Annotated in this window: 19 protein-coding genes, 3 tRNA genes and 1 other RNA gene; 10 read left to right on the forward strand and 13 right to left on the reverse strand. The window is 73.9% G+C overall.

What is annotated here, in order from left to right:
• Window positions 1–817: 817 nt before the first annotated feature.
• Both rnpB and HJG43_09205 read right to left on the reverse strand, forming a co-directional pair.
• Window positions 818–1,207, reverse strand: an RNA gene (gene rnpB / locus HJG43_09200) — RNase P RNA component class A.
• Window positions 1,208–1,542: 335 nt separating this feature from the next.
• A complete protein-coding gene (locus HJG43_09205) occupies window positions 1,543–2,994 on the reverse strand; it encodes an RNB domain-containing ribonuclease (GenBank protein UER54690.1) in 1,452 nt (483 codons plus the stop codon).
• Window positions 2,995–3,045: 51 nt separating this feature from the next.
• Here HJG43_09205 and HJG43_09210 point away from each other — a divergent pair, with 51 nt between their 5' ends.
• Together HJG43_09210 and HJG43_09215 are read left to right on the forward strand one after the other, a co-directional pair.
• A complete protein-coding gene (locus HJG43_09210) occupies window positions 3,046–3,795 on the forward strand; it encodes a peroxide stress protein YaaA (GenBank protein ID UER54691.1) in 750 nt (249 codons plus the stop codon).
• 83 nt (window positions 3,796–3,878) lie between these two features.
• A complete protein-coding gene (locus HJG43_09215) occupies window positions 3,879–4,904 on the forward strand; it encodes a DUF2157 domain-containing protein (GenBank protein ID UER54692.1) in 1,026 nt (341 codons plus the stop codon).
• Window positions 4,905–4,934: 30 nt separating this feature from the next.
• Here the strand turns inward: HJG43_09215 and HJG43_09220 are convergent, their stop codons facing one another.
• The 6 genes from HJG43_09220 to HJG43_09245 all read right to left on the reverse strand — a co-directional run bounded on the left by HJG43_09220 (window position 4,935) and on the right by HJG43_09245 (window position 8,940).
• Complete coding sequence (locus HJG43_09220) at window positions 4,935–5,408, reverse strand: reverse transcriptase-like protein (GenBank protein UER54693.1); 474 nt, start codon at window positions 5,406–5,408, stop codon at window positions 4,935–4,937.
• On the reverse strand, window positions 5,405–6,148 hold the full coding sequence (locus tag HJG43_09225; GenBank protein UER54694.1) for a hypothetical protein: 744 nt from the start codon (window positions 6,146–6,148) through the stop codon (window positions 5,405–5,407). The genes HJG43_09220 and HJG43_09225 overlap by 4 nt, the downstream gene beginning before the upstream one ends.
• Window positions 6,145–7,347 carry a Nif3-like dinuclear metal center hexameric protein gene (locus HJG43_09230; protein ID UER54695.1) on the reverse strand — a complete coding sequence of 401 codons (1,203 nt, stop codon included), beginning with the start codon at window positions 7,345–7,347 and terminating at the stop codon, window positions 6,145–6,147. Before HJG43_09230 ends, HJG43_09225 begins: the two co-directional genes overlap by 4 nt.
• A gap of 26 nt (window positions 7,348–7,373) precedes the next feature.
• Window positions 7,374–7,446 (reverse strand) — tRNA-Val (locus tag HJG43_09235).
• A 529-nt stretch (window positions 7,447–7,975) separates the two neighbouring features.
• Window positions 7,976–8,398, reverse strand: a complete 423-nt coding sequence (locus HJG43_09240; GenBank protein ID UER54696.1) for a DUF3052 domain-containing protein — start codon at window positions 8,396–8,398, stop codon at window positions 7,976–7,978.
• A gap of 119 nt (window positions 8,399–8,517) precedes the next feature.
• On the reverse strand, window positions 8,518–8,940 hold the full coding sequence (locus tag HJG43_09245; GenBank protein ID UER54697.1) for a YjbQ family protein: 423 nt from the start codon (window positions 8,938–8,940) through the stop codon (window positions 8,518–8,520).
• A gap of 169 nt (window positions 8,941–9,109) precedes the next feature.
• Between HJG43_09245 and aceE the strand changes: the two genes are divergently transcribed.
• Window positions 9,110–11,821 (forward strand): pyruvate dehydrogenase (acetyl-transferring), homodimeric type, encoded by a 2,712-nt coding sequence (gene aceE, locus HJG43_09250; GenBank protein UER55856.1) that lies wholly within the window; start codon window positions 9,110–9,112, stop codon window positions 11,819–11,821.
• Between the two features lie 35 nt (window positions 11,822–11,856).
• Here the strand turns inward: aceE and HJG43_09255 are convergent, their stop codons facing one another.
• Window positions 11,857–12,543, reverse strand: coding sequence for a hypothetical protein (locus HJG43_09255; protein UER54698.1), 687 nt, complete (start codon window positions 12,541–12,543; stop codon window positions 11,857–11,859).
• A 178-nt stretch (window positions 12,544–12,721) separates the two neighbouring features.
• Here HJG43_09255 and HJG43_09260 point away from each other — a divergent pair, with 178 nt between their 5' ends.
• The 5 genes from HJG43_09260 (at window position 12,722) to fabF (ending at window position 17,717) form a co-directional block, all read left to right on the forward strand.
• The gene (locus tag HJG43_09260; GenBank protein ID UER54699.1) at window positions 12,722–13,894 is read left to right on the forward strand and encodes a helix-turn-helix domain-containing protein; all 1,173 of its coding nucleotides are present in this window, start codon (window positions 12,722–12,724) and stop codon (window positions 13,892–13,894) included.
• A gap of 141 nt (window positions 13,895–14,035) precedes the next feature.
• Complete coding sequence (locus tag HJG43_09265; protein ID UER54700.1) at window positions 14,036–15,028, forward strand: ACP S-malonyltransferase; 993 nt, start codon at window positions 14,036–14,038, stop codon at window positions 15,026–15,028.
• On the forward strand, window positions 15,025–16,047 hold the full coding sequence (locus HJG43_09270) for a ketoacyl-ACP synthase III (protein ID UER54701.1): 1,023 nt from the start codon (window positions 15,025–15,027) through the stop codon (window positions 16,045–16,047). The genes HJG43_09265 and HJG43_09270 overlap by 4 nt, the downstream gene beginning before the upstream one ends.
• 100 nt (window positions 16,048–16,147) lie before the next feature.
• Window positions 16,148–16,396, forward strand: coding sequence for an acyl carrier protein (locus tag HJG43_09275; protein UER54702.1), 249 nt, complete (start codon window positions 16,148–16,150; stop codon window positions 16,394–16,396).
• A gap of 85 nt (window positions 16,397–16,481) precedes the next feature.
• Entirely contained in the window at window positions 16,482–17,717 is a 1,236-nt protein-coding gene (fabF, locus tag HJG43_09280; GenBank protein ID UER54703.1) for a beta-ketoacyl-ACP synthase II, read from the forward strand.
• Window positions 17,718–17,773: 56 nt separating this feature from the next.
• Here the strand turns inward: fabF and HJG43_09285 are convergent, their stop codons facing one another.
• Entirely contained in the window at window positions 17,774–18,274 is a 501-nt protein-coding gene (locus HJG43_09285; GenBank protein ID UER54704.1) for a DUF3145 domain-containing protein, read from the reverse strand.
• A 242-nt stretch (window positions 18,275–18,516) separates the two neighbouring features.
• On the opposite strand from HJG43_09285, the gene HJG43_09290 reads away from it, so the two are divergent.
• On the forward strand, window positions 18,517–18,942 hold the full coding sequence (locus HJG43_09290) for a hypothetical protein (protein ID UER54705.1): 426 nt from the start codon (window positions 18,517–18,519) through the stop codon (window positions 18,940–18,942).
• A 97-nt stretch (window positions 18,943–19,039) separates the two neighbouring features.
• Window positions 19,040–19,711, forward strand: a complete 672-nt coding sequence (locus HJG43_09295; GenBank protein ID UER54706.1) for a hypothetical protein — start codon at window positions 19,040–19,042, stop codon at window positions 19,709–19,711.
• 462 nt (window positions 19,712–20,173) lie between these two features.
• Here the strand turns inward: HJG43_09295 and HJG43_09300 are convergent.
• From HJG43_09300 to HJG43_09310, 3 genes are all read right to left on the reverse strand, one after another.
• Window positions 20,174–20,247: transfer RNA gene (locus HJG43_09300), tRNA-Ile, on the reverse strand.
• A gap of 426 nt (window positions 20,248–20,673) precedes the next feature.
• Window positions 20,674–20,746: transfer RNA gene (locus tag HJG43_09305), tRNA-Asn, on the reverse strand.
• Window positions 20,747–20,821: 75 nt separating this feature from the next.
• Window positions 20,822–21,340 carry a hypothetical protein gene (locus HJG43_09310; protein ID UER54707.1) on the reverse strand — a complete coding sequence of 173 codons (519 nt, stop codon included), beginning with the start codon at window positions 21,338–21,340 and terminating at the stop codon, window positions 20,822–20,824.

Consider the following 21,340-nt stretch of genomic DNA (forward strand, 5'->3'; position numbering starts at 1 on the left):
GTCGCGAAGCCGCCCGTCGTCGACTCGGTTGCCGTCGGCGTCCGGGTTGATGTGCTCGGCGGCAGCGGACCTGAGGCGTCGGTCGCCGCGGGTGTGGCGTCGGTCGCCGCGGGTGTGGCGGCGGACGTCGACGGGGCCGGCGTCGGCGGTCCTCCCAGTGGTAGCGACGTGCGGATCTCGGTTCCCGGGGCCGGACCGGCGGAGGACCCGCTGGCCGTGGAGGGCCGGGGCTCGGGGGCTGCCGGGGAGGGGTCGCCGAGAGGAGGCGTAGCCGGCGCCTCCGACCTCGTCGTCCGAGCGTCCGCCGGCTCGGGAGAGGAGCCGGGCAGCGGGTCGGACGGGACGACGACCGAGCGGCCTCCCGTCGTGGAGACGCGCTCCGCGACGGTACTCATCGCGGACCCGGCGAGGACGACTGCCGTAAGGACGGCCACAGCCTCCGCCAGCCGCGCGAAGGACACCTCGACCACCCCCCCTCGCCCGTCAGCGAGCGTCCGACCTGGGACGACGGTACTGCGTCCCGCGGGCGGAGGCGGGTCAGCGCGAGGTCAGACGGGCTCCTTTCCGCTGGGGCCCTTCGTCGCCAGGTCCTCCAGCCGGGACTCGTGCCGGGCTTCGCGCCGGGCACACTGACCGACGTGCGGTGCACGCGATCGCGTCATCCCGTCTACACCATTTGGTCCTTCCGGGCCGGTGCCGGCGCGGTCAGGATGGGCGCTGGCCCGAGCTGCGTCGCTCGGACGGCCAGGGGGCCAGGCCCCGGTCCGGCACCGCAGGGGGACCCGCCGGACCGGGGCCTCCTGGTGCGCGGCGGGTGCGGACGAGCCGGCCTGTACGCCGGGTTCTGTCCCCGTCCCGGTCATCCCGGGACGGGCGGCGACCATCCATCTCGGGCGTACGTTGCCGCACGCCTCCAGCGGTCTACCCGGGGACTCGGGCGGGCAGCCCTCGAGCGTCCCCTGTCTGACCTTGCTCCAGGTGGGGTTTACCGAGCCACCCCCGTCACCGGGGGTGCTGGTGGTCTCTTACACCACCGTTTCACCCTTACCACGTCACCGACCGGTGGCCGGTGACGTGGCGGTCTGCTTTCTGTGGCACTGTCCCGCGGGTCACCCCGGGTGGGCGTTACCCACCACCTTGCCCTGTGGAGCCCGGACGTTCCTCGGCGGCACCCGACGGGTACCGACGCGGCCGCCCAGCCGACTCGTCCGCCCTCAGATCCTAACGCCTCGGTGATCAGTCAGAGTCCCTCGTCGATCAGTCGGAGTCCCTCGTCGTGATCACGCAATCCCGCCACCCACCCGGCCCACCGGCCGGGCTCGCAGAATGCTGGGTTGGCGGCGCAACACGCCGGTCAAGCCGCGCTGAGCGCAGCATTCTGTGGTGGCGGCACCCGACCCGCCGTGGGCTGACACGGCACGGCGACCAGGACCCCGCTTCGTCCCTCGAGGAGGCGCGAGCGGCCATGAGACGTACATGCAGCCCCCTACCCCCGCAAGGTGGCGGGATTGCATGATCACCGATGGGGTTGTCGCGGGTGGGTCACAGGGAGAAGCGGACGGTCCGGGCGGCGACGTCCGCGCTGTCGAGGCGCACGGTCACCTCGGCCCCCAGCTCGAGGTCCCCGTCGCAGCGCGCGAGCACCGGCGGGTCCGCGAGCTGGATCTCCCCACCACCACGGCTGTCGACGTCGACGACGACCGCCTCGAAGGTCTCCCCCACGCGACCAGCGAGCACGGCCGCCTCGGCGGCGTCGACGGCTCCGCGGTCCAGCGCGTTGGCGACCCGGTCGGACTCCGCCATCCGCGCCGGCAGCTCGGGCAGCGCGGCGCGCGCCCAGTCCGGCACCGGCGCCCCGGTGAGCAGGGCGTGGCAGACGGTGAGGGTGAACCGGTCGACGAGCCGGCGCAGCGGAGCGGTGACGTGGGCGTACGAAGCGGCAACGGCCGCCTGCTCGCGCTGCTCCGGCGGCGCCCCGTCGAACGGCGTGTAACCGGCGCCGCGGAACAGCACGACGGACTCGTGCAGCAGCGCCAGCTGCCGGGGATCCTGCGGGTCGAGCGAGTTCAGCATCTCGCCGAACGGTGTCCCCTCCGGCCAGATGACGCCGAGCGCCCGGCCCTGTCGGCGGAACCGCGCGAGCGTGCGCTCGTCCGGCGCCGGCATGGTGCGCAGCAGACCGATCCCACCGTCCAGCATGACCTCGGCCGCCGCCATCCCGGTCATCAGGGAGACCTGGGCGTTCCAGTCCTCCACCGGCAGCGGCGGCCGGAACCGCAGCCGGCAGCCGTCCGGTCCGCAGACCACCTCCTGGTCGGGGATCGCCAGGGTGGCGCCACCTCGCTCGCGCTCCAGCCCTGCGCGCAACCGACCGACCTCGGCGAGCAGGTCCACTCCGGACGGCGCGCGGCCGGCGTCCAGGTCAGCCTGCACCTGCTCGTAGGTGAGCTGGGCGCGGCTGCGGACCACCGCCCGGACCAGGTCGACGTCCATGGTCCGCCCGTCCGCGTCGAGGTCGATGACCCAGACGAGTGCGGGCCGGTCCTTGCCGGGCAGGAGGCTCGCGGCGTCCTCGCTGACGACCTCGGGGTGCAAGGGCACGCGCCGGTCCGGCGCGTACATCGTCTGCCCGCGGCGGCGCGCCTCAAGGTCGAACGCGGAGCCCGGCGGCACGAAGGCCGGCACGTCGGCGATGGCGTACCGGAGGCGGTACCCGGTGCCGCGACGCTCCAGGTGCAGGGCCTGGTCCAGGTCGGTGGCGCCGGGCGGGTCGATCGTCACCAGCTCGAGGTCTCGCCAGTCCGTGTCCGGCAGGTCCGGCGATCCCGCCGTGCGCTCTGCCTCGGCCAGCACCTCTGGTGGGAAGGCCTCGACGATTCCCAGCTCGCGCCGCAGCTGCTCCAGGCTGGCGGCGAGTCCGACGTCCGGCGGCAGGAGGTGGCCGTCCGGAGCAGCCGTTACCCCACGACGCACCGTCACCTTGCTCCAGTACATGCGCGCCACCCTAGGGACGGCGCCGTTGCACCGCCTTCTACGCTCTGCCGCGTGCTCGTGCTGCTCCCGCCGTCCGAGAGCAAGGCTGCCGGACGGCGCGGGGCCGCCGTCCGGGTCGAGGACCTGTCCTTCCCTGAGCTGACCGAGGCCCGGCTCGAGGTGCTGACGGCACTGGAGCAGGTCAGTCGGCGGGACGACGCCCTGGCGGTTCTCGGTGCAGGCCCGTCGCTGGCGGCGGAGGTGGCCCGGAACACGGCCCTGCGCTCCGCGCCGGCCCTGCCGGTGGCGGAGCTCTACACCGGGGTGCTGTTCGACGCGCTGGCCCTGCGGGACCTGCCGGAGCGGGCTCGGCGCCGAGCCCGGTCCCGGCTGGTCGTCGTCAGCGCGCTGTGGGGGGCGCTGCGGCCCGGGGACCGGGTGCCGGCGTACCGGCTGGCCATGGGCACCGACCTGCCGGGGATCGGCGGGCTGGCCGGCTACTGGCGCCCGAGGCTGGCGGCCCCGTTGGACGCGTACTCGGCCGGACGGCTCGTCGTCGACTGCCGGTCGAGCGACTACGCGGCGGCGTGGCGGCCGGCAGGTGAAGCGGTGGCGGTCCGGGTGCTCCGCGAGCGTGACGGCCGGCGCAGCGTCGTCTCGCACATGGCCAAACGCACCCGGGGACTGGTGGCGCGGCACCTGCTGTCCCGCGAGGGCCGCGAGCCGTGCACCGTCGGTGAGCTTGTCGACGCCGTCAGCGAGGTGCTCACCTGCGAGCCCGCCGAGGACGGCACCCGCCTGGACGTCGTCGTCCCCGGCTGACGGGGCCGGGCCGCGCACGAGCCAGGTGGGCGACCGTCGTCCGGGGGCTGGAGCCGCAGCCCTGCGCACGGCACGATGATCCCGTGATCACCGAGGAGGCGGACGAGCCGCTGCCGCGACGGCTGGGACGCTGGGTGGACAACGGCCTGCTGACCGCTGAGCAGGCCGGGCAGATCGAGGCGTACGAGGCAACTCGCGGCGGCGCCACAGAGGTCGCCGCACGCGACGCGACCGCTACCGGCGCAGCGGACGCTCCGGCACCGCCGGACCCGCCGGGGTCGCGGCCGCCGAGTCTCGTCGTCGAGGCCCTCGGCTACCTCGGTGGAGTGCTCGTACTGGTGGCCGGGCTGCTCCTGGGAGCCCAGCTGTGGGAGGAGATCCCGGACGCCGGCCGCGCGGTGCTGCTGGCCGGGGTGGCAGTGCTGCTGCTCGTCGGCGGAGGTACCGTGCCGGTCCGCCTGGGCGACGCCGGACGGCGGCTGCGCTCGGTGCTGTGGACCCTCGCCGTCGTGGCGGCCGGCGGGACTCTCGGCGTCCTCGGCTCCGAGGTGCTCGACCTGGACGGCGACCTCGTAGCACTGCTCGTGTTCGGTGGCACGGCGGCGCTCGCCGCGCTGCTGTGGTGGGGGGAACGCACCTCCCTCCTGCAGACGGTGCTGCTGGGCGCGCTGGTCGGCACGGTCGTCGCTCTCGTCGTCCTCGCGGAGCCGCGCGAGCCGACGGTGCTGTTTGTCGCCGTGTACGTCCTCGGTCTGGCCTGGGCCACCGCCGGCCACCTGGAGCGGGTGACCCCGGGACGCACCGCCCGGGTGCTCGGGGCGGTGACGATGCTGCTCGCCGTCCAGCCCGTGCTGGACGCCACGTGGGGGCTCCTGCTCGGCCTCGCGACGGTCGCCGCGCTGGTGGCTTACGCGGTCCGGGCAGGCGCACTCGTCCTGCTTGTCGCCGGCTCCGTCGGCATGCTTACCGTCGTGCCGCGCGCCGTCGAGGTGTGGTTCCCCGGCCGGCTCAGCGTGCCGGCCGTTCTGCTCGTCCTGGGCGCGCTGCTCGTCGCGGCAGCGGTGGGAACTGCCCGCCGCCGCGCCGGCCGGGGTGGCGGGATTGCATGATCACGAAGAAGTGGTGGGGGTTGCGGCTGCTCACGAGCGGAGGCGCGGGACGTCGTCACCGCGGCGGGTCTCGCGGGTCCACCGCTCGCCGCGCGCCGCGGCGTCCATCGCCGCGTTGGCCAACCGGTCCGCGGCGGTGTTCCGCTCCCGCGGCACCCACGTGTACGTCACCTGACCGGCCGGCAGCACCTGCGCCGCCTCGCGCGCGAGGCGCCGCATGTCCTCGTGCTTGACCTTCCACCGGCCGGACATCTGCTCCACCACCAGCTTGGAGTCCATCCTGACCTCCACCGTGGCGGCGGGGTCGATGGCGGCGACGGCGCGCAGCCCGGCGACGAGACCGGAGTACTCGGCCACGTTGTTCGTCGCCGTGCCGATGGCGGCGGCGACCTCGTCGAGGACCTCGCCGGTCTCGGCGTCCCGGACGACGGCACCGAACCCGGCAGGTCCAGGGTTGCCGCGGGAGCCGCCGTCGGCCTCGACGACAAGTCGGCGCCCGGTCACGACGCCGACTCAGGGACCCGGACGAGGATCCGCCGGCACTCCTCGCAGCGGACGACCTCGTCGGCCGGGGCGGTACGGATCCGCTCCAGGTCGGTGGGGTTGAGCTCCAGCCGGCAGCCCTCACAGCGCCGGCCCCGCAACGCGGCCGCACCGAGCCCGCTCTGCTGCTCACGGATGCGCTCGTAGAGGGCGACGAGTCCTGCGTCGAGTCCGGCGACCGCCTGCTCCCGCTGGGCGGTGACCGCGGCCACCTCGCTGTCGATCTCAGCGAGCTCAGCGTCCCGACGGGCGACGAGCCGCTCGGCCTGCACCGCCAGGTCGGCCTGCTCGGCCTCGAGAGCCTGCTGGGCGGCGGCAGCCTGCTCGGCACGTTCCATGATCGCCAGCTGCACGTCCTCGAGCTCGGCCTGACGCCGTCGCAGGGACTCCAGCTCGTGCTGCAGGCCCTGGAGGTCCTTGGCGCTGCCGTGCCCGGACTCCAGGTGCTGCCGGTCACGGACCGCCCGCTGCCGGACCTGCTCGACGTCGCTCTCCGCCTTGGCCAGCTCCCGGGCGACGTCTGAGGCGATCGTCCGTGCCGCGACGAGCTGGTCGTCGACCTGTGCCCGCCGCGCCTCCAGCGCCTCCAGCTCGGCGTGCACCGGCAGTGTGCGGCGGCGGTGCGCCAGCTGGGCGAGCCGGGTGTCGAGGGCCTGGACGTCGAGCAGCCGGCGCTGGTCCTGCGCCGGGGCAGTGGTCATCGGACAAGTCCTCCCGAGCTCGGCACGCGGAACGTCCACGGGTCGGTGCGCCGTTCGCTGACCCGCGTCTCCACCGTAGTGCCGGTGGCCGCGAGCTCCGCGGCCAGCCGCTCGGCCGCCCCGTGCAGCCAGGGCCACTCACTGGCCCAGTGCGACACGTCGATGAGCGCCGGCGCGCCACCCGCTGCCGTCTCCCGCGCCTCGGACGCCGGGTGGTGCCGCAGGTCCGCGGTGACGTAGGCGTCGGCGCCGCTGGCCCGCACGGCGTCGAACAGGCTGTCCCCGGACCCGCCGCAGACCGCGACCCGGCGCACGACGTCATCGGGGTGACCAGCGACCCGCACCCCCTGAGCCGTGTGCGGCAGCGCTGCGGCCACGACGTCGGCCAGCTCGGCCAGTCGCAACGGCCGGCGCAGCTGCCCCACCCGCCCGATGCCCTGCGGGGAGGACCAGGCCGCGAGCTCGAGCAGGTCGAACGCCGGCTCCTCGTAGGGGTGCGCGCCGCGAAGCGCGGCGACGACGGCGTCGCGACGGTGCCGCGGCAGCACCATCTCCACGCGGGTCTCCTCGACCCTCTCCACCCGGCCCACCTCGCCGACCGCCGGCGACGCACCCTCCCCGGGCAGGAAGGTGCCGGTGCCGGTCGTCGTCCAGGCGCAGCGGCGGTAGTCCCCGATCTCGCCGGCCCCAGCCGCGGCGAGCGCGTCGACGAGAGTCTCGGCGTCCGGGGTGGGGACGAACACGACCACCTTGTCCAGCGGGTCCACCGGCCGCGCGGACAACGGGTGGAGGTCCTCCAGGCCGAGTACCCGGGCGAGGGCGTCCGAGACGCCGGGGCGTGCGCTGTCGGCGTTCGTGTGGGCGACGAACAACGCGGACCCGCCGCGGACGAGGTCGTGCACGACTCGCCCCTTGGCCGTCGTGGCAGCCACGGAGTGCACCGGTCGCAGCAGCAGCGGGTGGTGGGTGACCACCAGCTCAGCGCCCCACTCCAGCGCCTCCTGGACGACCTCGGCGACCGGGTCGACGGCGAGCAGCACCTTGCGGACGGTGGCGGCCGGGTCACCGCAGACCAGCCCGACGGCGTCCCAGGGCTCGGCCTGACCGGGCGGGTAGAGACGGTCGAGGACGGCGACGACGTCGCCGAGCGTGGGATGGTCGGTGGAACGGGCACTGGGCGAGGAGGCGGCCGGGGTCACGGTCGCCGAGGCTACCCCGCAGCGAGTGGGCCCGGCCGGGTTCGAACCGACGACACCCGCGGTGTAAACGCGGTGCTCTACCAGCTGAGCTACAGGCCCCGAGCCGTGGCAGGGTACCCGGGACCGACTGCTGTGGGCCACGGCCGCCGAAGTCTCGGGCCAACGGCGGCCGTGGCTGGTGACAGCAAACCGCACCCGCCGGTTCGAACGGAAGTCAGGCCGGTCCGGTGTCTCACTGTGCGGGCACCCCCACCCCTCGGTGATCATGCAATCCCGCCACCCTGAGCTCCGGGCTGAGGGGCGGACTGCATCAAACCGGCATGTCCCTGACGCAGTTGCACCGATGAATGACACGACGCCGCCCACCACCCTCGCAGACCGCCCCTGGCGACGGGTCTAGCCACAGAATGCTGGATTCCGCACGTCCTTGCCGGCGTGTCGCGCCCCCAACCCAGCATTCTGCGAGCACGGGCGCGGGGCGGGAGGTTGCGGGGTTGCGGGGTTGCGGGGTGGCGGGGCGGGAGGTGGCGGGATTGCATGATCACGAAGGAGGGGCAGGGCGGTGGTGCTGTGCTGCACCGGTGACAACCGGTGATAACCGGTGAGGACCGGTGACAGCCAGGGTTCGTCAGCGGCGGTTGCGGGTGGAGAGCCGGGTACCGGACCAGTCCGGGCACGCGCTCACCGTCGAGGTCGCGTGCAGGCCCGCGGTGGGGGCCGCCTCCTCGATGTCGGAGGCCTCGACGTGGCCGGGCCGGCCCGGCTTGGGCGTGAGCAGCCACACGGTGCCACCGTCGGCCAGGGAGGTGAGCGCGTCGACCAGCGCGTCGACGAGGTCCCCGTCCCCGTCCCGCCACCACAGCAGCACCGTGTCGACGACCTCGTCGGTCTCCTCGTCGAGGAGCTCGCCCCCGGTGACGTCCTCGACGGCGTCCCGCAGGTCGTGGTCGACGTCGTCGTCGTACCCGATCTCCTGCACCACCTGGCCGGGCCGGAAGCCCAGCTTGGTCGCCACGGCCTGACCGGCCGCGGCGTCCGCGGTCGCACCCACGCGTCGTCCCTCCTGCACGGCCCCCGAGGGGCAGTCGGTGTCTGTGTCGGGGCACGACGCTACCGCGCCGGCACCCGCTCGTGGGGGCCACCGTGCGGCCGAACGCCCCACCGGACCACTCAGCCCGTGAGCAGCGAGATCCGGACCTGACGGACTCGGTTGTCGACGTTGGTGTCGACGAGGCAGACCGACTGCCAGGTGCCCAGGGCGAGGCGGCCGTCGAGCACGGGGACCGTCACCGACGGGGAGACGAGTGCCGGCAGCACGTGGTCACGGCCGTGGCCTACTGACCCGTGGTGGTGCCGCCAGCCTTCTCCGCGCGGCCCCTCCGGCGGCAGCAGCACCCGCAGGACCGCCAGCAGGTCGGTGTCCGAGCCCGACCCGGTCTCCAGCACGGCGACTCCGGCGGTGGCGTGCGGGACGAAGACGTTGAGCAGCCCGTCGACGGCACCGGCCTCGGCGGCGAGCTCCGCGCACCGAGCGGTGATGTCGACGACCTGCTCGGCGTCGCCGGTACGCACCTCGATCAGGGTCGTGAGCATGCCGCGACCTTACGGGGGACCCGATGTGACGTCCCGGCGCGGGAGGGACAGGATGGAGGGTGCAGCGCGAGGGCCGGCGTCGCGGCGACGGCCGGCCGTCGCAGAGCCGTGAGAGTAAGAGAGGCCAGACGTGGCAGCACACCAGGACGAGGGCCCGATCAGCACCGGCATGCCGGGACAGCTGCCGGACATCGACCCCGAGGAGACCCAGGAGTGGCTGGAGTCGCTCGACGGGGCCATCGACGAGCGTGGGCGGCAACGAGCCAGGTACCTCATGCTCAGCCTGCTCCAGCGCGCACGCGAGCGGCACGTCGGTGTCCCGAGCCTGGTGGCCACCGACTACGTCAACACCATCCCGCCGGAGTCCGAGCCGTGGTTCCCCGGTGACGAGGAGGTGGAGCGGCGCTACCGCGCCTGGATCCGGTGGAACGCCGCGGTCATGGTGCACCGAGCGCAGCGGCCGGAGATCTCCGTCGGCGGCCACATCTCGACGTACGCGTCGTCCGCGACCCTGTACGAGGTCGGGTTCAACCACTTCTTCCGCGGCAAGGACCACCCCGGCGGCGGGGACCACGTGTTCGTCCAGGGGCACGCCTCCCCGGGCATCTACGCCCGTGCCTTCCTCGAGGGCCGGCTCGGCGAGGAGCACCTCGACGGGTTCCGCCAGGAGCACTCGATGCCGCACGGGCTGCCGTCCTACCCGCACCCCAGGCTGATGCCGGACTTCTGGGAGTTCCCGACGGTCTCCATGGGCCTGGGCCCGATGAACGCCGTCTACCAGGCCGAGTTCAACAAGTACCTGCACGCCCGCGGGATCAAGGACACCTCCCAGCAGCACGTCTGGGCCTTCCTCGGCGACGGCGAGATGGACGAGCCGGAGAGCCGCGGCCTGCTGCACGTCGCCGCGGACCACGAGCTGGACAACCTGACGTTCGTGGTCAACGCCAACCTTCAGCGCCTCGACGGCCCCGTCCGCGGCAACGGCAAGATCATCCAGGAGCTAGAGCAGTTCTTCCGCGGCGCCGGCTGGAACGTCATCAAGGTGATCTGGGGCCGCGAGTGGGACCCGCTGCTGGCCGCCGACCGCGACGGCGCGCTCGTCAACCTCATGAACGTCACCCCGGACGGAGACTTCCAGACGTACAAGGCGGAGAGCGGGGCGTTCGTCCGCGAGCACTTCTTCGGCCGCGACCCGCGGACCCGGCGCATGGTCGAGAAGATGAGCGACGAGGAGATCTGGAACCTCAAGCGCGGTGGTCACGACTACCGCAAGGTCTACGCCGCGTACAAGGCCGCGATGGCGCACACCGGCCAGCCGACGGTCATCATCGCCAAGACCATCAAGGGATACGGCCTGGGGCCGCACTTCGCCGGCCGCAACGCCACCCACCAGATGAAGAAGCTCACCCTCGAGGACCTCAAGCTGCTCCGGGACAGCCTGCGCATCCCGGTCAGCGACGCCCAGCTCGAGGAGAACCCGTACCTGCCGCCGTACTACCACCCCGGACCCGATGCGCCCGAGGTCCAGTACCTGCTCGAGCGGCGCCACAAGCTCGGCGGCTTCGTGCCCGAGCGACGGGCACGTGCGACGACGCTGCACCTGCCCGCCGAGGACGCCTACCAGGTCGTCAAGCGCGGCTCGGGCAAGCAGCAGGTCGCCACGACGATGGCGTTCGTCCGGCTGCTCAAGGACCTCATGAAGGACAAGGAGTTCGGCGAGCGGGTGGTGCCCATCATCCCGGACGAGGCCAGGACCTTCGGGATGGACTCCTTCTTCCCGACGGCGAAGATCTACAACCCGCACGGCCAGCGCTACGTGTCGGTGGACCGGGAGCTCATGCTCTCCTACAAGGAGTCCGAGTCCGGTCAGATCCTGCACGTCGGGATCAACGAGGGCGGGGCGAGCGCCGCGTTCATCGCCGCCGGCACTTCCTACGCCACGCACGGCGAACCGATGGTGCCCGTCTACATCTTCTACTCGATGTTCGGCTTCCAGCGGACCGGGGACAACCTGTGGGCCGCCGGGGACCAGATGACCCGCGGGTTCCTCCTCGGAGCCACCGCAGGCCGCACGACGCTGACCGGCGAGGGGCTCCAGCACGCCGACGGCCACTCGCTGCTGCTCGCCTCGACCAACCCGGCCGTCGTCGCCTACGACCCGGCGTACGCCTACGAGATCGGCCACATCGTGCGGGCCGGTCTGGAGCGGATGTACGGCCAGGAGGGCGAGGACGTCGACCGGAACGTCTACTACTACCTCACCGTCTACAACGAGCCGATGGTGCAGCCGCCGGAACCGCAGGACGTGGACGTCGAAGGCATCGTCCGAGGCCTGCACAAGGTGAGTCCGGCCATGGGCAGCGGCGACCGGCCACGCGTCCAGCTGCTCGCCTCCGGGGTCGCGGTGCCGTGGGCGCTGGAGGCCCAGGAGCTGCTCGGCAAGGACTTCGGCGTCGACGCCGACGTCTGGAGCGTGACGTCGTGGAACGAGCTGCGCCGCGACGGGCTGGCTTGCGACGAGTGGGCGTTCGACCACCCCGGTGAGCAGGCACCGGTGCCGTTCGTCGCTCAGCGGCTGGGTGACGCTCCTGGCCCGGTCGTCGCGGTCAGTGACTGGATGCGCGCCGTCCCGGACCAGATCCGCCAGTACGTGCCGCAGGAGTACGTCTCGCTGGGCACCGACGGCTTCGGGTTCTCCGACACCCGTCCCGCTGCTCGTCGGTACTTCCACGTCGACGGGCCGTCCATCGCCTACCAGGCGCTGCGCGTACTGGAGTCCCGCGGCGAGGTGGACACCGGGGTGGCGGCCAAGGCGTACGAGCGGTACCGCCTGGACGACGTGACCGCGGGGACGACGGGTACCGCGGGCGGCGACGCCTGAGTCCGCGGCCGCCACACGGGGGGCCGTGACCGGGGTCAGCGAGTGGTGAACCGCCCCCGGTCGCGGTCCGCCTCGGTGATCGCCCGTTCCAGCTCGGCGCGCAGCGGCTCGACCTGCGTGGTGTCCGGGTGCTCGGCGAGCACCTCGAGGTGCCGTCGGGCCTCGCTGATGCGTCCGGCCTCGACCGCGGCGTGCACGAGGTGGCGCCCTGCCTGCACGGTGTGCTCCCGGGGGCGCCAGTGACCGACCCCGAGCCCAAGTGCCTCCGACGGCATCCCGGCGTCCCGGAGCATCGCCAGGCCCTCGGCCAGCGCCTGACCGGAGGGGTCGCGCTCGGCGGCGGTGCCCAGACGGCGCAGCGCGCCGTCGCGGTCCTCGTGCACGGACAGCCGGGCCAGCTCGATCAGCGGGTACCAGGCGCGGTGGTTGCCGGCCAACTCCTCGGCCAGGGCCCACACCGCGTCGTCGGCGGCCCGCTGCGGGTCGCCGTCGACGTGCCCCTCGGCAGCCCGGCGGCGGACGATGTCCGCGAGCCGGACGAAGGCCGACGAGTCGTTGGGGTCCTCGCGCAGCCGATCGCGCAGGTGGACCTCCTCTGCGGCGTCGATCGGGAGCCGGCGGCGCCGCCGCGGCCGCAGTGCCGCAGGGGGGCGCAGCGCGGGCCCGAGCCCTGCGGTGCGGGCCAGGCGTACACGGCGGCGGAGTCGGTCGAGCAGTCCCATGGCGTCCTTCCCCCTCGGCGGGCCCGGTCCGCACCCGAGGCACCGGCAGCGAGGGCGTGGCTTGACCTGACCCTAACCCAACCCGGCCGAGCGCGCGGCCCCCTGCACCGGCTGGTCCGCACGCACCCGCTCACCCGAGAGTTGTGGTCCTCCCACAACGGCCGCCTATCCTCCGCCCATGACGGACTCGTCAGAGGAGACCGCGGAGCGGCTGCACCGGGCCGTCGGACGGCTGGCGACCGCGGCCCTGCGCCGCCTCGACGAGACGCTGCCGTGGTACCGGGCGATGCCGCCCCAGGATCGCTCCTGGGTCGGGTTGGTCGCCCAGGCCGGCATCTCGGCCTTCCTCGCCTGGTACCGGGACCCGGAGGGTCCGCTGGAGATCACCGCCGACGTCTTCGGCACCGCACCGCGTGAGCTGACCCGCTCGGTCAGCCTGAGCCAGACCCTCGAGCTGGTCCGCGCCGTGGTCGACGTCGTCGAGGAGAACGTCGCCTCGATCGCTCCCGCGGATGGGCGGCAGGAGCTGCGGGAGGCAGTGCTGCGGTACTCCCGGGAGGTGGCGTTCGCCGCCGCCCAGGTCTACGCCTCGGCGGCGGAGGCACGGGGCGCCTGGGACGCACGGCTGGAGGCGCTCGTCGTCGACGCCCTGCTGCGCGGAGAGGCGGACGAGGTGCTCGCCTCCCGGGCCGCCGCCCTCGGTTGGCAGGGCCACGAGCACGTCGTCGTCGTCGCCGGGACACCGCCTCCAGGCACCAGCGAGGACGTCGCCGACGAGCTGCGCCGGCTGGCCCGCAAGGCGGCCGACGACGCCCTCGTCGGCCTGCAGGGCGAGCACCTGCTGGTCGTCCTCGGGTCCTCTGGAGACCCCCGGGACGCCGTTGCCGGACTGGCCGCCCGGCTCGGGGCCGGCCCGGTCGTCGTCGGGCCCGTCGTCCCCGGGCTCGCGGACGCCGGGCGGTCGGCGCGGGCCGCGCTGGCAGGCCTCGTCGCGGCCAGGGCCTGGCCGCAGGCGCCGCGCCCGGTGGCCGCCGACGACCTGCTGCCCGAACGGGTGCTCGCCGGAGACGTCACCGCGCGACGGGCCCTGGTCGACCGCGCCTGGACGCCGCTGCAGGACGCCGGCAGCGCCCTCGCCGAGACCCTCTCGGCGTACCTGGCCACCGGTCGGTCCGTGGAGGGGACGGCGCGGGCGCTGTTCGTCCACCCGAACACCGTCCGCTACCGGCTGCGGCGGGTCGCCGAGGTGACCGGGTGGGACCCGCTGTCGCCACGGGAGGCGTTCGTGCTGCAGACCGCGGTGGCGCTCGGTCTGCTCGCCGACCGGCCGTCTCGGCGCGGCCCCCGTTGACCGACGCAGGGCCGAGTTCCCTGACGGCCGAGCTCCCTGACCACCGTTTGACCACTGTTGGAGGAACCCTCCAACAACGCCGTCCCGGGTTCGTGGGCGTCACACCCTCCGGGTTGGCTTCGGTGGGGGCAGGCTGGAGCGGTGCTGGCTCTTCTGTGCCCTGGTCAGGGCTCCCAGACCCCGGGCTTCCTGTCCCCCTGGACCGAGCGGTCCGCCGTCCGCGACCGGCTCGAGCGGCTGTCCGCCGTCGCCGGCGTCGACCTGCTCGCCCACGGCACCACCTCGGACGCCGAGACCATCCGGGACACGGCCGTCGCCCAGCCGCTCATCGTCGCCGCGGGGCTGGCCGTGCTGCCGGAGCTGCTTGACGGCATCGACCGTGCACACGACGCACAGGGCGCAGACGACGCCGCCACCGGTCCGGACGTCGTCGCCGGCCACTCCGTGGGCGAGATCACCGCGGCCGTGGTTGCCGGCGTGCTGACCGAGGACGACGCGATCAGCCTGGTCCGTGAGCGTGGCCGGGCGATGGCCGAGGCCGCCGCCGTCGTCCCGACCGGGATGAGCGCGGTGCTGGGCGGAGACCCCGACGATGTCGCCGCGGCGCTGGAGCGCCACGGCCTGACGGCCGCGAACGTCAACGGCGCAGGCCAGGTGGTCGCCGCCGGCCCGCTCGACCGGCTCGCCGCCCTGGCCCAGGACCCTCCGACCCGCAGTCGCGTCGTCCCCCTGCAGGTCGCCGGGGCCTTCCACACCGTCTACATGGCGCCGGCCGTGGAGGCCCTCGCCCGCTGCGCCGCGGACGTCACCGCAGCAGACCCGCGGAGGCGGCTGCTGTCCAACGCGGACGGCGCAGTGGTCGGCGACGGCCGCGAGGTCCTCGACCGGCTGGTCGGTCAGGTCAGCCGTCCGGTGCGCTGGGACCTGTGCCAGGCGACTCTCGCCGACATGGGTGTCACCGCCGTCCTCGAGCTGCCACCGGCCGGGACGCTGACCGGCCTGGCCCGCCGGGCCCTGCCCGGCGTGGAGACGCTCGCCCTGCGCACCCCGGAGGACCTGGACGCCGCCCGCGACCTCGTCGTCCGCCACGCCGAGCAGACCTCCGGGGTCCAGACCTCCGGGGCCCGGGCATGACCGGCGCCGGCGCAGCAGGCGCCGCTCGGCTCACCGCCGCCCAGGGCGCCCGCCACGCCCGCATCCTCGGCGTCGGCGGCTACCGGCCCGAGCGGGTCGTGACGAACGCGGAGGTCTGCGAGCTCATCGACTCCAGCGACGAGTGGATCCGGGAGCGCTCCGGGATCATCACCCGGCACCGGGCCGCGCCCCACGAGAGCGTCACCGACATGGCGGAGTCGGCGTCCCGGGCGGCGCTGGAGCACGCCGGCCTGGCCGGTCCGGACGTCGACGCCGTCATCGTCGCCACGGTGACGCACCCGTACCAGACGCCGTCCTCGGCCACCCTGCTCGCCCACCGGCTCGGCGCCACTCCGGCCCCGGCGTTCGACGTCTCCGCGGCCTGCGCCGGTTTCGGGCACGGGGTGTCGTTGGCCTCCGACATGGTCCGCGGCGGGTCAGCCCGCACGGTTCTCGTCGTCGGGGTGGAGAAGCTGTCTGACTTCACCGACCCGCGCGACCGCTCCACGGCCTTCCTGTTCGGGGACGGCGCGGGCGCCGTCGTCATCGGGCCGTCCGAGCAGCCGGGAATCGGCCCCACCGTGTGGGGCTCGGACGGCGAGCAGTGGGACGTCATCTCCCAGAAGCACTCCTGGATCGACGTCCGGGACTCCCACGCCGAGTGGCCGGCCCTGCGGATGGCCGGCCAGCAGGTGTTCCGGTGGGCCGTCTGGCAGATGGCCCCAGTGGCCCGCAAGGCGCTCGAGGCGGCGGGGGTCAGCGCCGAGGACCTCGGCGCGTTCATCCCCCACCAGGCGAACATGCGCATCATCGACGCGATGATCAAGCAGCTGCGGCTGCCCGAGCACGTGCCGGTGGCCCGCGACATCGCCGAGACCGGCAACACCTCCGCGGCCTCCATCCCGCTGGCGATGGAGCGCATGCTGCGAGAGGGCCGGGCGCACTCCGGCGACCTGGCCCTGCTCATCGGCTTCGGCGCCGGCCTCTCCTACGCCGCGCAGGTCGTCGTCCTGCCCTGACCCGGACGCCGCCAGCGGCCCCCACCCGTCCCGACCCCCCGCCGCCGCCGGCGGGTGCACCACGCACACCGACCACCACGGAGAAGGAGAACCACCAGACATGGCGCAGAGCGAGCAGGAGATCCTCGAGGGCATCGCGGAGCTCGTCAACGAGGAGACCGGGCTGCCCAAGGAGTCCGTCGAGATGGACAAGTCGTTCACCGACGACCTCGACATCGACTCGCTGTCGATGACCTCGATCGTCGTGCAGGCCGAGGACAAGTTCGGCGTGAAGATCCCGGACGAGGACACGAAGAACCTCAAGACGGTGCGCGACGTCGTCAACTACGTCCAGCAGGCCCAGGGCTGACCCGCCAGGCCGCCCGCCGCCCGGCCCCGGCGACCCCGGGGCGGGCGGCTCCTCCGACCCTCTCCCACCCCTGGAGGCACCGTCCATGAGCCCCCGCACCGTCGTCGTCACCGGCCTGGGCGCCACCACCCCGCTCGGCGGTGACGTCGCCAGCACCTGGCAGGCGACCCTCGAGGGCCGGTCCGGCGCACGCACGCTGACCGAGGACTGGGTCACCGAGCTGGAGCTGCCGGTGACCTTCGCGGCCCCGCTCGCCGTGCCGACCAGCGAGGTGCTGCCCCGGCACGAGGCCAAGCGGCTCGACCCGTCCGGACAGTACGCGCTCGTCGCCTCCCGCGAGGCGTGGGCGGACGCCGGAGCACCGGACGTCGAGGGCGAACGGCTCGGCGCCGTGATCGCCTCCGGCATCGGCGGGGTGTGGACGCTGCTGTCGGCCTACGACGTGCTCAAGGAGCGCGGGCCGCGGCGGGTGCTGCCGCTGACGGTGCCGATGCTCATGCCGAACGGTGCCGCCGCGGCCGTCGGCCTCGACCTCGGGGCCCGGGCCGGCGTCCACACCCCGGTATCGGCGTGCGCCTCCGGTGCCGAGGCACTGGCCTACGCGGTGGCGATGATCCGGGACGGTCGGGCCGACGTCGTGGTCGCCGGCGGCACGGAGGCCGCGATCCACCCGCTGCCGATCGCCGGGTTCGCCGCGATGCAGGCGCTGTCCACCCGCAACGACGACCCGGCCGCGGCGTCGCGGCCGTACGACGCCGGCCGGGACGGCTTTGTCCTCGGTGAGGGGGCCGCGGTCGTCGTCCTGGAGTCCGCGGAGCACGCCCGGGCGCGTGGGGCGCGCGTCTACGCGGAGCTCGTCTCGGCCGGGACGACCTCCGACGCTCACCACATCGCCGCCCCCGAGCCGGACGGGCGCGGGGCGGCGCGCGCCGTGCGCAGCGCCCTGGAGACCGGCGAGATCGACCCGGCCGACGTCGTCCACGTCAACGCGCACGCCACCTCCACGCCGGCGGGGGACGTCGCCGAGGCGCGCAGCCTGCGGGCCTCCCTCGGCGCCGCGCTCGACGGCGTCGCGGTCAGCGCGACGAAGTCCATGACCGGGCACCTGCTGGGCGCCGCCGGTGCGCTGGAGAGCGTCTACACGGTGCTGGCACTGCACCACCGCACCGCCCCGCCGACCATCAACGTCGACGAGCTGGACCCGGAGATCGACCTCGACGTCGTGCGGGGCGGGCCGCGGGCCCTGGGAGCAGGGGTGGCGCTGAACAACTCCTTCGGGTTCGGCGGCCACAACGTGGCGCTGGCGTTCCGCAGCGTCTGACTGCCGGGACGCATACGACGCGGTGAACCCGCCGCCACCTGCGACGCCGTGGCAGGTCAGCCGACGCGGTGCAACCAGCGCACGGGGGCGCCGTCCCCGGCGTACCGGAACGGCTCGAGCTCGCGGTCCCACGCGGCTCCGAGAGCCAGGTCGAGCTCGGCGCGCATCCGCTCTGGGTCCTCGGCCAGCTCCAGTGCCGCGCGGACCCGGTCCTCGGGGACCAGCACGTTGCCGTGCACGTCAGTGACCGCGTGGAAGATGCCCAGCTCGGGCGTGTGGCTCCAGCGGGCGCCGTCCACGCCGGGACTCGGCTCCTCGGTCACCTCGTAACGCAGGTGCGCCCATCCGCGCAGGGCAGAGGTGAGGCGCGCCCCGGTGCCCGGGGTGGCCTGCCAGGACAGCTCTCCCCGGAACAGCCCGGGGGCGGCCGGTTGCGCCGTCCAGTCCAGGGCGACGCGCACGCCAAGGACGCCGCCGGCGGCCCACTCGACGTGTGGGCACAGCGCCCGCGGCGCGGAGTGCACGAACAGGACGCCGCGCGTCATGGCTCCGGACATCTCACCCTCCCTGGTTCGAGCTCGAGGTGCGTCTTCCCCAACGGACCTCGGTGAACCCCGGGTGCTGCTCCGGTGCGGCACGGCGCGGTGCCTGCCGCTGGGCATTCTGCCCTACCGCGGGGCGGTCTACCAGCCCCCGCTGGCCACTTGCCGCGAACCGGCGGTCACCGAGGGGTGAAGTCGGGACGGTGACGTGCCGATGCACGGAACGAACCGGACCACGTGAGAGAGCGAGAACGCGGGTGGACGACGTCGAGCGGCTGATGGCCGAGGCCTACGACCAGGGCGTGGTCAGCGAGGTGATCCGCCCGGCGGCGATCGTCCCCGAGGACGCCGCCCGGTCGGTGCTCGTCGAGCTGGCGCTGCGGGACGTGCAGAACGGCGGCGTCTGGCAGTCGGAGCCGACGCTGTGGAGCCGGTACGACCGGCCGTGGCACGGGGCCCACAACCCCGCCGGCGCCGAGCTCATCGGCACCATCCAGGTCGCGTACGGCACTCCGACCAAGTACGAGATCACCATCTACCGGGTGACGGTGACCCGGCTGGGGACCGAGGCCGGCTGGACGGTCGAGGCGCTGACCGACGAGGCGCTCGGCTACGGCGGTCTCACCCTGGCGAGCTGCCCACGCGCCACGCTGGCAGCACCCCCCAAGCCGTTCCGGTTCTGAGCCGAGTCCCGACCGGACCGGCTCCGACCCGGCGTCCGGCCGGGTCGAGCCGGTGGCCCCGGCTGCGGCGTCCGGCTGTGGTTGGGAAGATGGACGGGTGCCACGCCGCCACCACCGCCCCGCGCTGCTGAGCAGCGACGTGCTGGAGTCGCTCCAGGGCGGTGCCGGCGACCCGGCCCTGCGGGCGGAGGCCGCCCACGCCACCGCCCGGCTCCTCGTCGAAGGGGTCCGCGACGAGCAGGACGCCGAGCTGTCGGCGCGGGTCGTCCGCCTCGCCGACGAGTACGGCCTCGAGCCCCTCGCCGAGCTGTGGGCCGACTCTCCACCGGACTCCCTGCCAGGTGCCCTGTGGCGCCTCTACGCGTTGCGCCAGTGGGTGCACGCCGACCCTGCGGCGGCGGCGGCACAGTTCGCCGAGGGAAGCCGCCGCGCCCCGGTCCACCACGCCGTCGCGGGAGTGGCCGACCCGCCCGGCCCCGAGGAGGTGCGCTCGCTCGTCGACGCCGTGCTCTCCGGAGTAGCCCACGGGGACGTCGCCACCACCCTGGAACGGGCTGCTGCCTTCGCCCGCGTCGTCGCCGTCGGGCGGGCGGACCAGGCCGCGGACTCCCCCGGCGCGACCGCCGTCGGGACTGCGGGCAGCGAGGGCAGCCGGCTGACGATGTCCGCCGCTCGGCTCGTGCGGACCGCCGAACAGCTCGAGGTGGCCGCTCGGCGCCTGCGCGAGAACGACCGCCGCCGGGAAGCATCCGAGGACTCACCGGGTTAGGGTTGGTCGTGCGCCGGGCCGCGGTAGCCCCGGGCTCCACTTCAAGCCGCTTCGAGCGGCCACGCGCCGAGAGGCGCTCCCGGCCCGGCGCACCTCACTCTCTCGCTTACTCCCGGTGTGGAGGCCGTGCGTCCAGCGACCGCTGAGACGGCCACCGCCGTTGCGCGCATACCTGAGGCGAGAACGGGTACTCACTGGCTGTGAGCCGGGGCTCCATGAAGGACCTCTGGAGCCCCGGTGATCGATTTTTTACTTTCGCTTGACTCTCACTTGCCGACCGGAGAGGATTCCGGTGCGGCCCCTCTCAAGGGGCCGTCCACCCGTCCGTGGCGGCTTCCGCGGACGCGCGACACACCCGTCGCTCGGTGGTCCTCCCCGGAGGATGGGACCGGACCCGGTCCGGCGGCGCAGCTCGAGGGGACGCCGCCGAGCCGGGTTCACCCCGTTGTGGAGGTCTCCCTGTGGGGCAGGTGGGACTTGAACCCACGACGGGCGGATTATGAGTCCGCTGCTCTGACCGGCTGAGCTACTGCCCCGACGCCCGGACTGTACCCACCCCTCTTCGGTGATCATGCAATCCCGCCACCCCCAAGTCCCCCCTCGGTGATCATGCAATCCCGCCACCCGCCGGCCCACCCCTCGGTGATCATGCAATCCCGCCACCCGCCGAGCCACCCCTCGGTGATCATGCAATCCCGCCACCCGCCGAGCGACGTGCACTCCCTCCTGAGGGCTCGCGGCTACAGTCCGACCCCTCGCAGAATGCTGGGTTCGTCACAGCTCTGCCGGCGAGTCGCGCCACCAACTCAGCATTCTGCGGGCTGGCCCGGGGGCCCGGTGGCGGGGTGGCGGGATTGCATGATCACGACGAGGGGACTGTCGACTGATCACGGGTGGGCCCGGTGGCGGGGTGGCGGGGTGGCGGGATTGCATGATCACGACGAGTGGTGCGGTCAGAGGTGCTCCCGCGACTGGACTCGAACCAGTAACCTGCCGGTTAACAGCCGGCTGCTCTGCCAATTGAGCTACGCGGGACCGTGCCGACCCGGAGTCGCGAACGCCCCCGGGCACGCGAGTCGGAACTCTAGCAAACCTGGCCGGCCGGTCCGCTCACCCGGGGACGAGCCCAGCAGCCGCCTCCACCTCGCGTCGCGCTTCATCCACCGCGCGGCGGACGACAGGGTCCTCCAGGGAGACGCCGGCGTCCGGGACGACCTGGCTGACGAACCCGTCCGGCGTCCGGCGGACGGCCACCCGGACGCCGCGGCGGCCACGGACCGGGACCCGCCGGGCCAGCACGACGGAGGCCTGGACCCGTTCCCGCAACGTCTCCGGGAGCAGGGTGCGTGGGTCACCGGCAAGCCCCAGGCGCACGTACCCGCCCTCGACGAGGTGGACGTCGACCGCCCCGGCCTCCGGGTCCCAGGTCGCGGTGTCGATCTCGTGCCAGAGCGCCGACAGCCTCCGCGCGTCCGCGTCACCGACGACCAGCCGCTCGGCGGTGGCCACGGCCGTCCCGCCGTCGTCGAGCTCGGCGACCGCGAGCAGCCGCTCCCCCGCGACGCCGAGGGACTCCGCCGTCCGGGCGTCCAGCCGTGGCCGCCGGGGGAACCGTTCTCGCAGACCCAT

It is taken from the genome of Kineosporiaceae bacterium SCSIO 59966 (genome assembly GCA_020881835.1).
Classification (GTDB): Bacteria; Actinomycetota; Actinomycetes; order Actinomycetales; family SCSIO-59966; genus SCSIO-59966.

Bases quoted from the DNA above. Each gene is read 5' to 3' on its own strand.
- HJG43_09205 (UER54690.1), bottom strand. From the start codon at position 2,994: ATGTACTGGAGCAAGGTGACGGTGCGTCGTGGGGTAACGGCTGCTCCG.
- HJG43_09225 (UER54694.1), bottom strand. From the start codon at position 6,148: ATGACCACTGCCCCGGCGCAGGACCAGCGCCGGCTGCTCGACGTCCAG.
- HJG43_09245 (UER54697.1), bottom strand. From the start codon at position 8,940: ATGCTCACGACCCTGATCGAGGTGCGTACCGGCGACGCCGAGCAGGTC.
- aceE (UER55856.1), top strand. From the start codon at position 9,110: ATGCCGGGACAGCTGCCGGACATCGACCCCGAGGAGACCCAGGAGTGG.
- HJG43_09255 (UER54698.1), bottom strand. From the start codon at position 12,543: ATGGGACTGCTCGACCGACTCCGCCGCCGTGTACGCCTGGCCCGCACC.
- HJG43_09260 (UER54699.1), top strand. From the start codon at position 12,722: ATGACGGACTCGTCAGAGGAGACCGCGGAGCGGCTGCACCGGGCCGTC.
- HJG43_09270 (UER54701.1), top strand. From the start codon at position 15,025: ATGACCGGCGCCGGCGCAGCAGGCGCCGCTCGGCTCACCGCCGCCCAG.
- HJG43_09275 (UER54702.1), top strand. From the start codon at position 16,148: ATGGCGCAGAGCGAGCAGGAGATCCTCGAGGGCATCGCGGAGCTCGTC.
- fabF (UER54703.1), top strand. From the start codon at position 16,482: ATGAGCCCCCGCACCGTCGTCGTCACCGGCCTGGGCGCCACCACCCCG.
- HJG43_09285 (UER54704.1), bottom strand. From the start codon at position 18,274: ATGTCCGGAGCCATGACGCGCGGCGTCCTGTTCGTGCACTCCGCGCCG.
- HJG43_09310 (UER54707.1), bottom strand. From the start codon at position 21,340: ATGGGTCTGCGAGAACGGTTCCCCCGGCGGCCACGGCTGGACGCCCGG.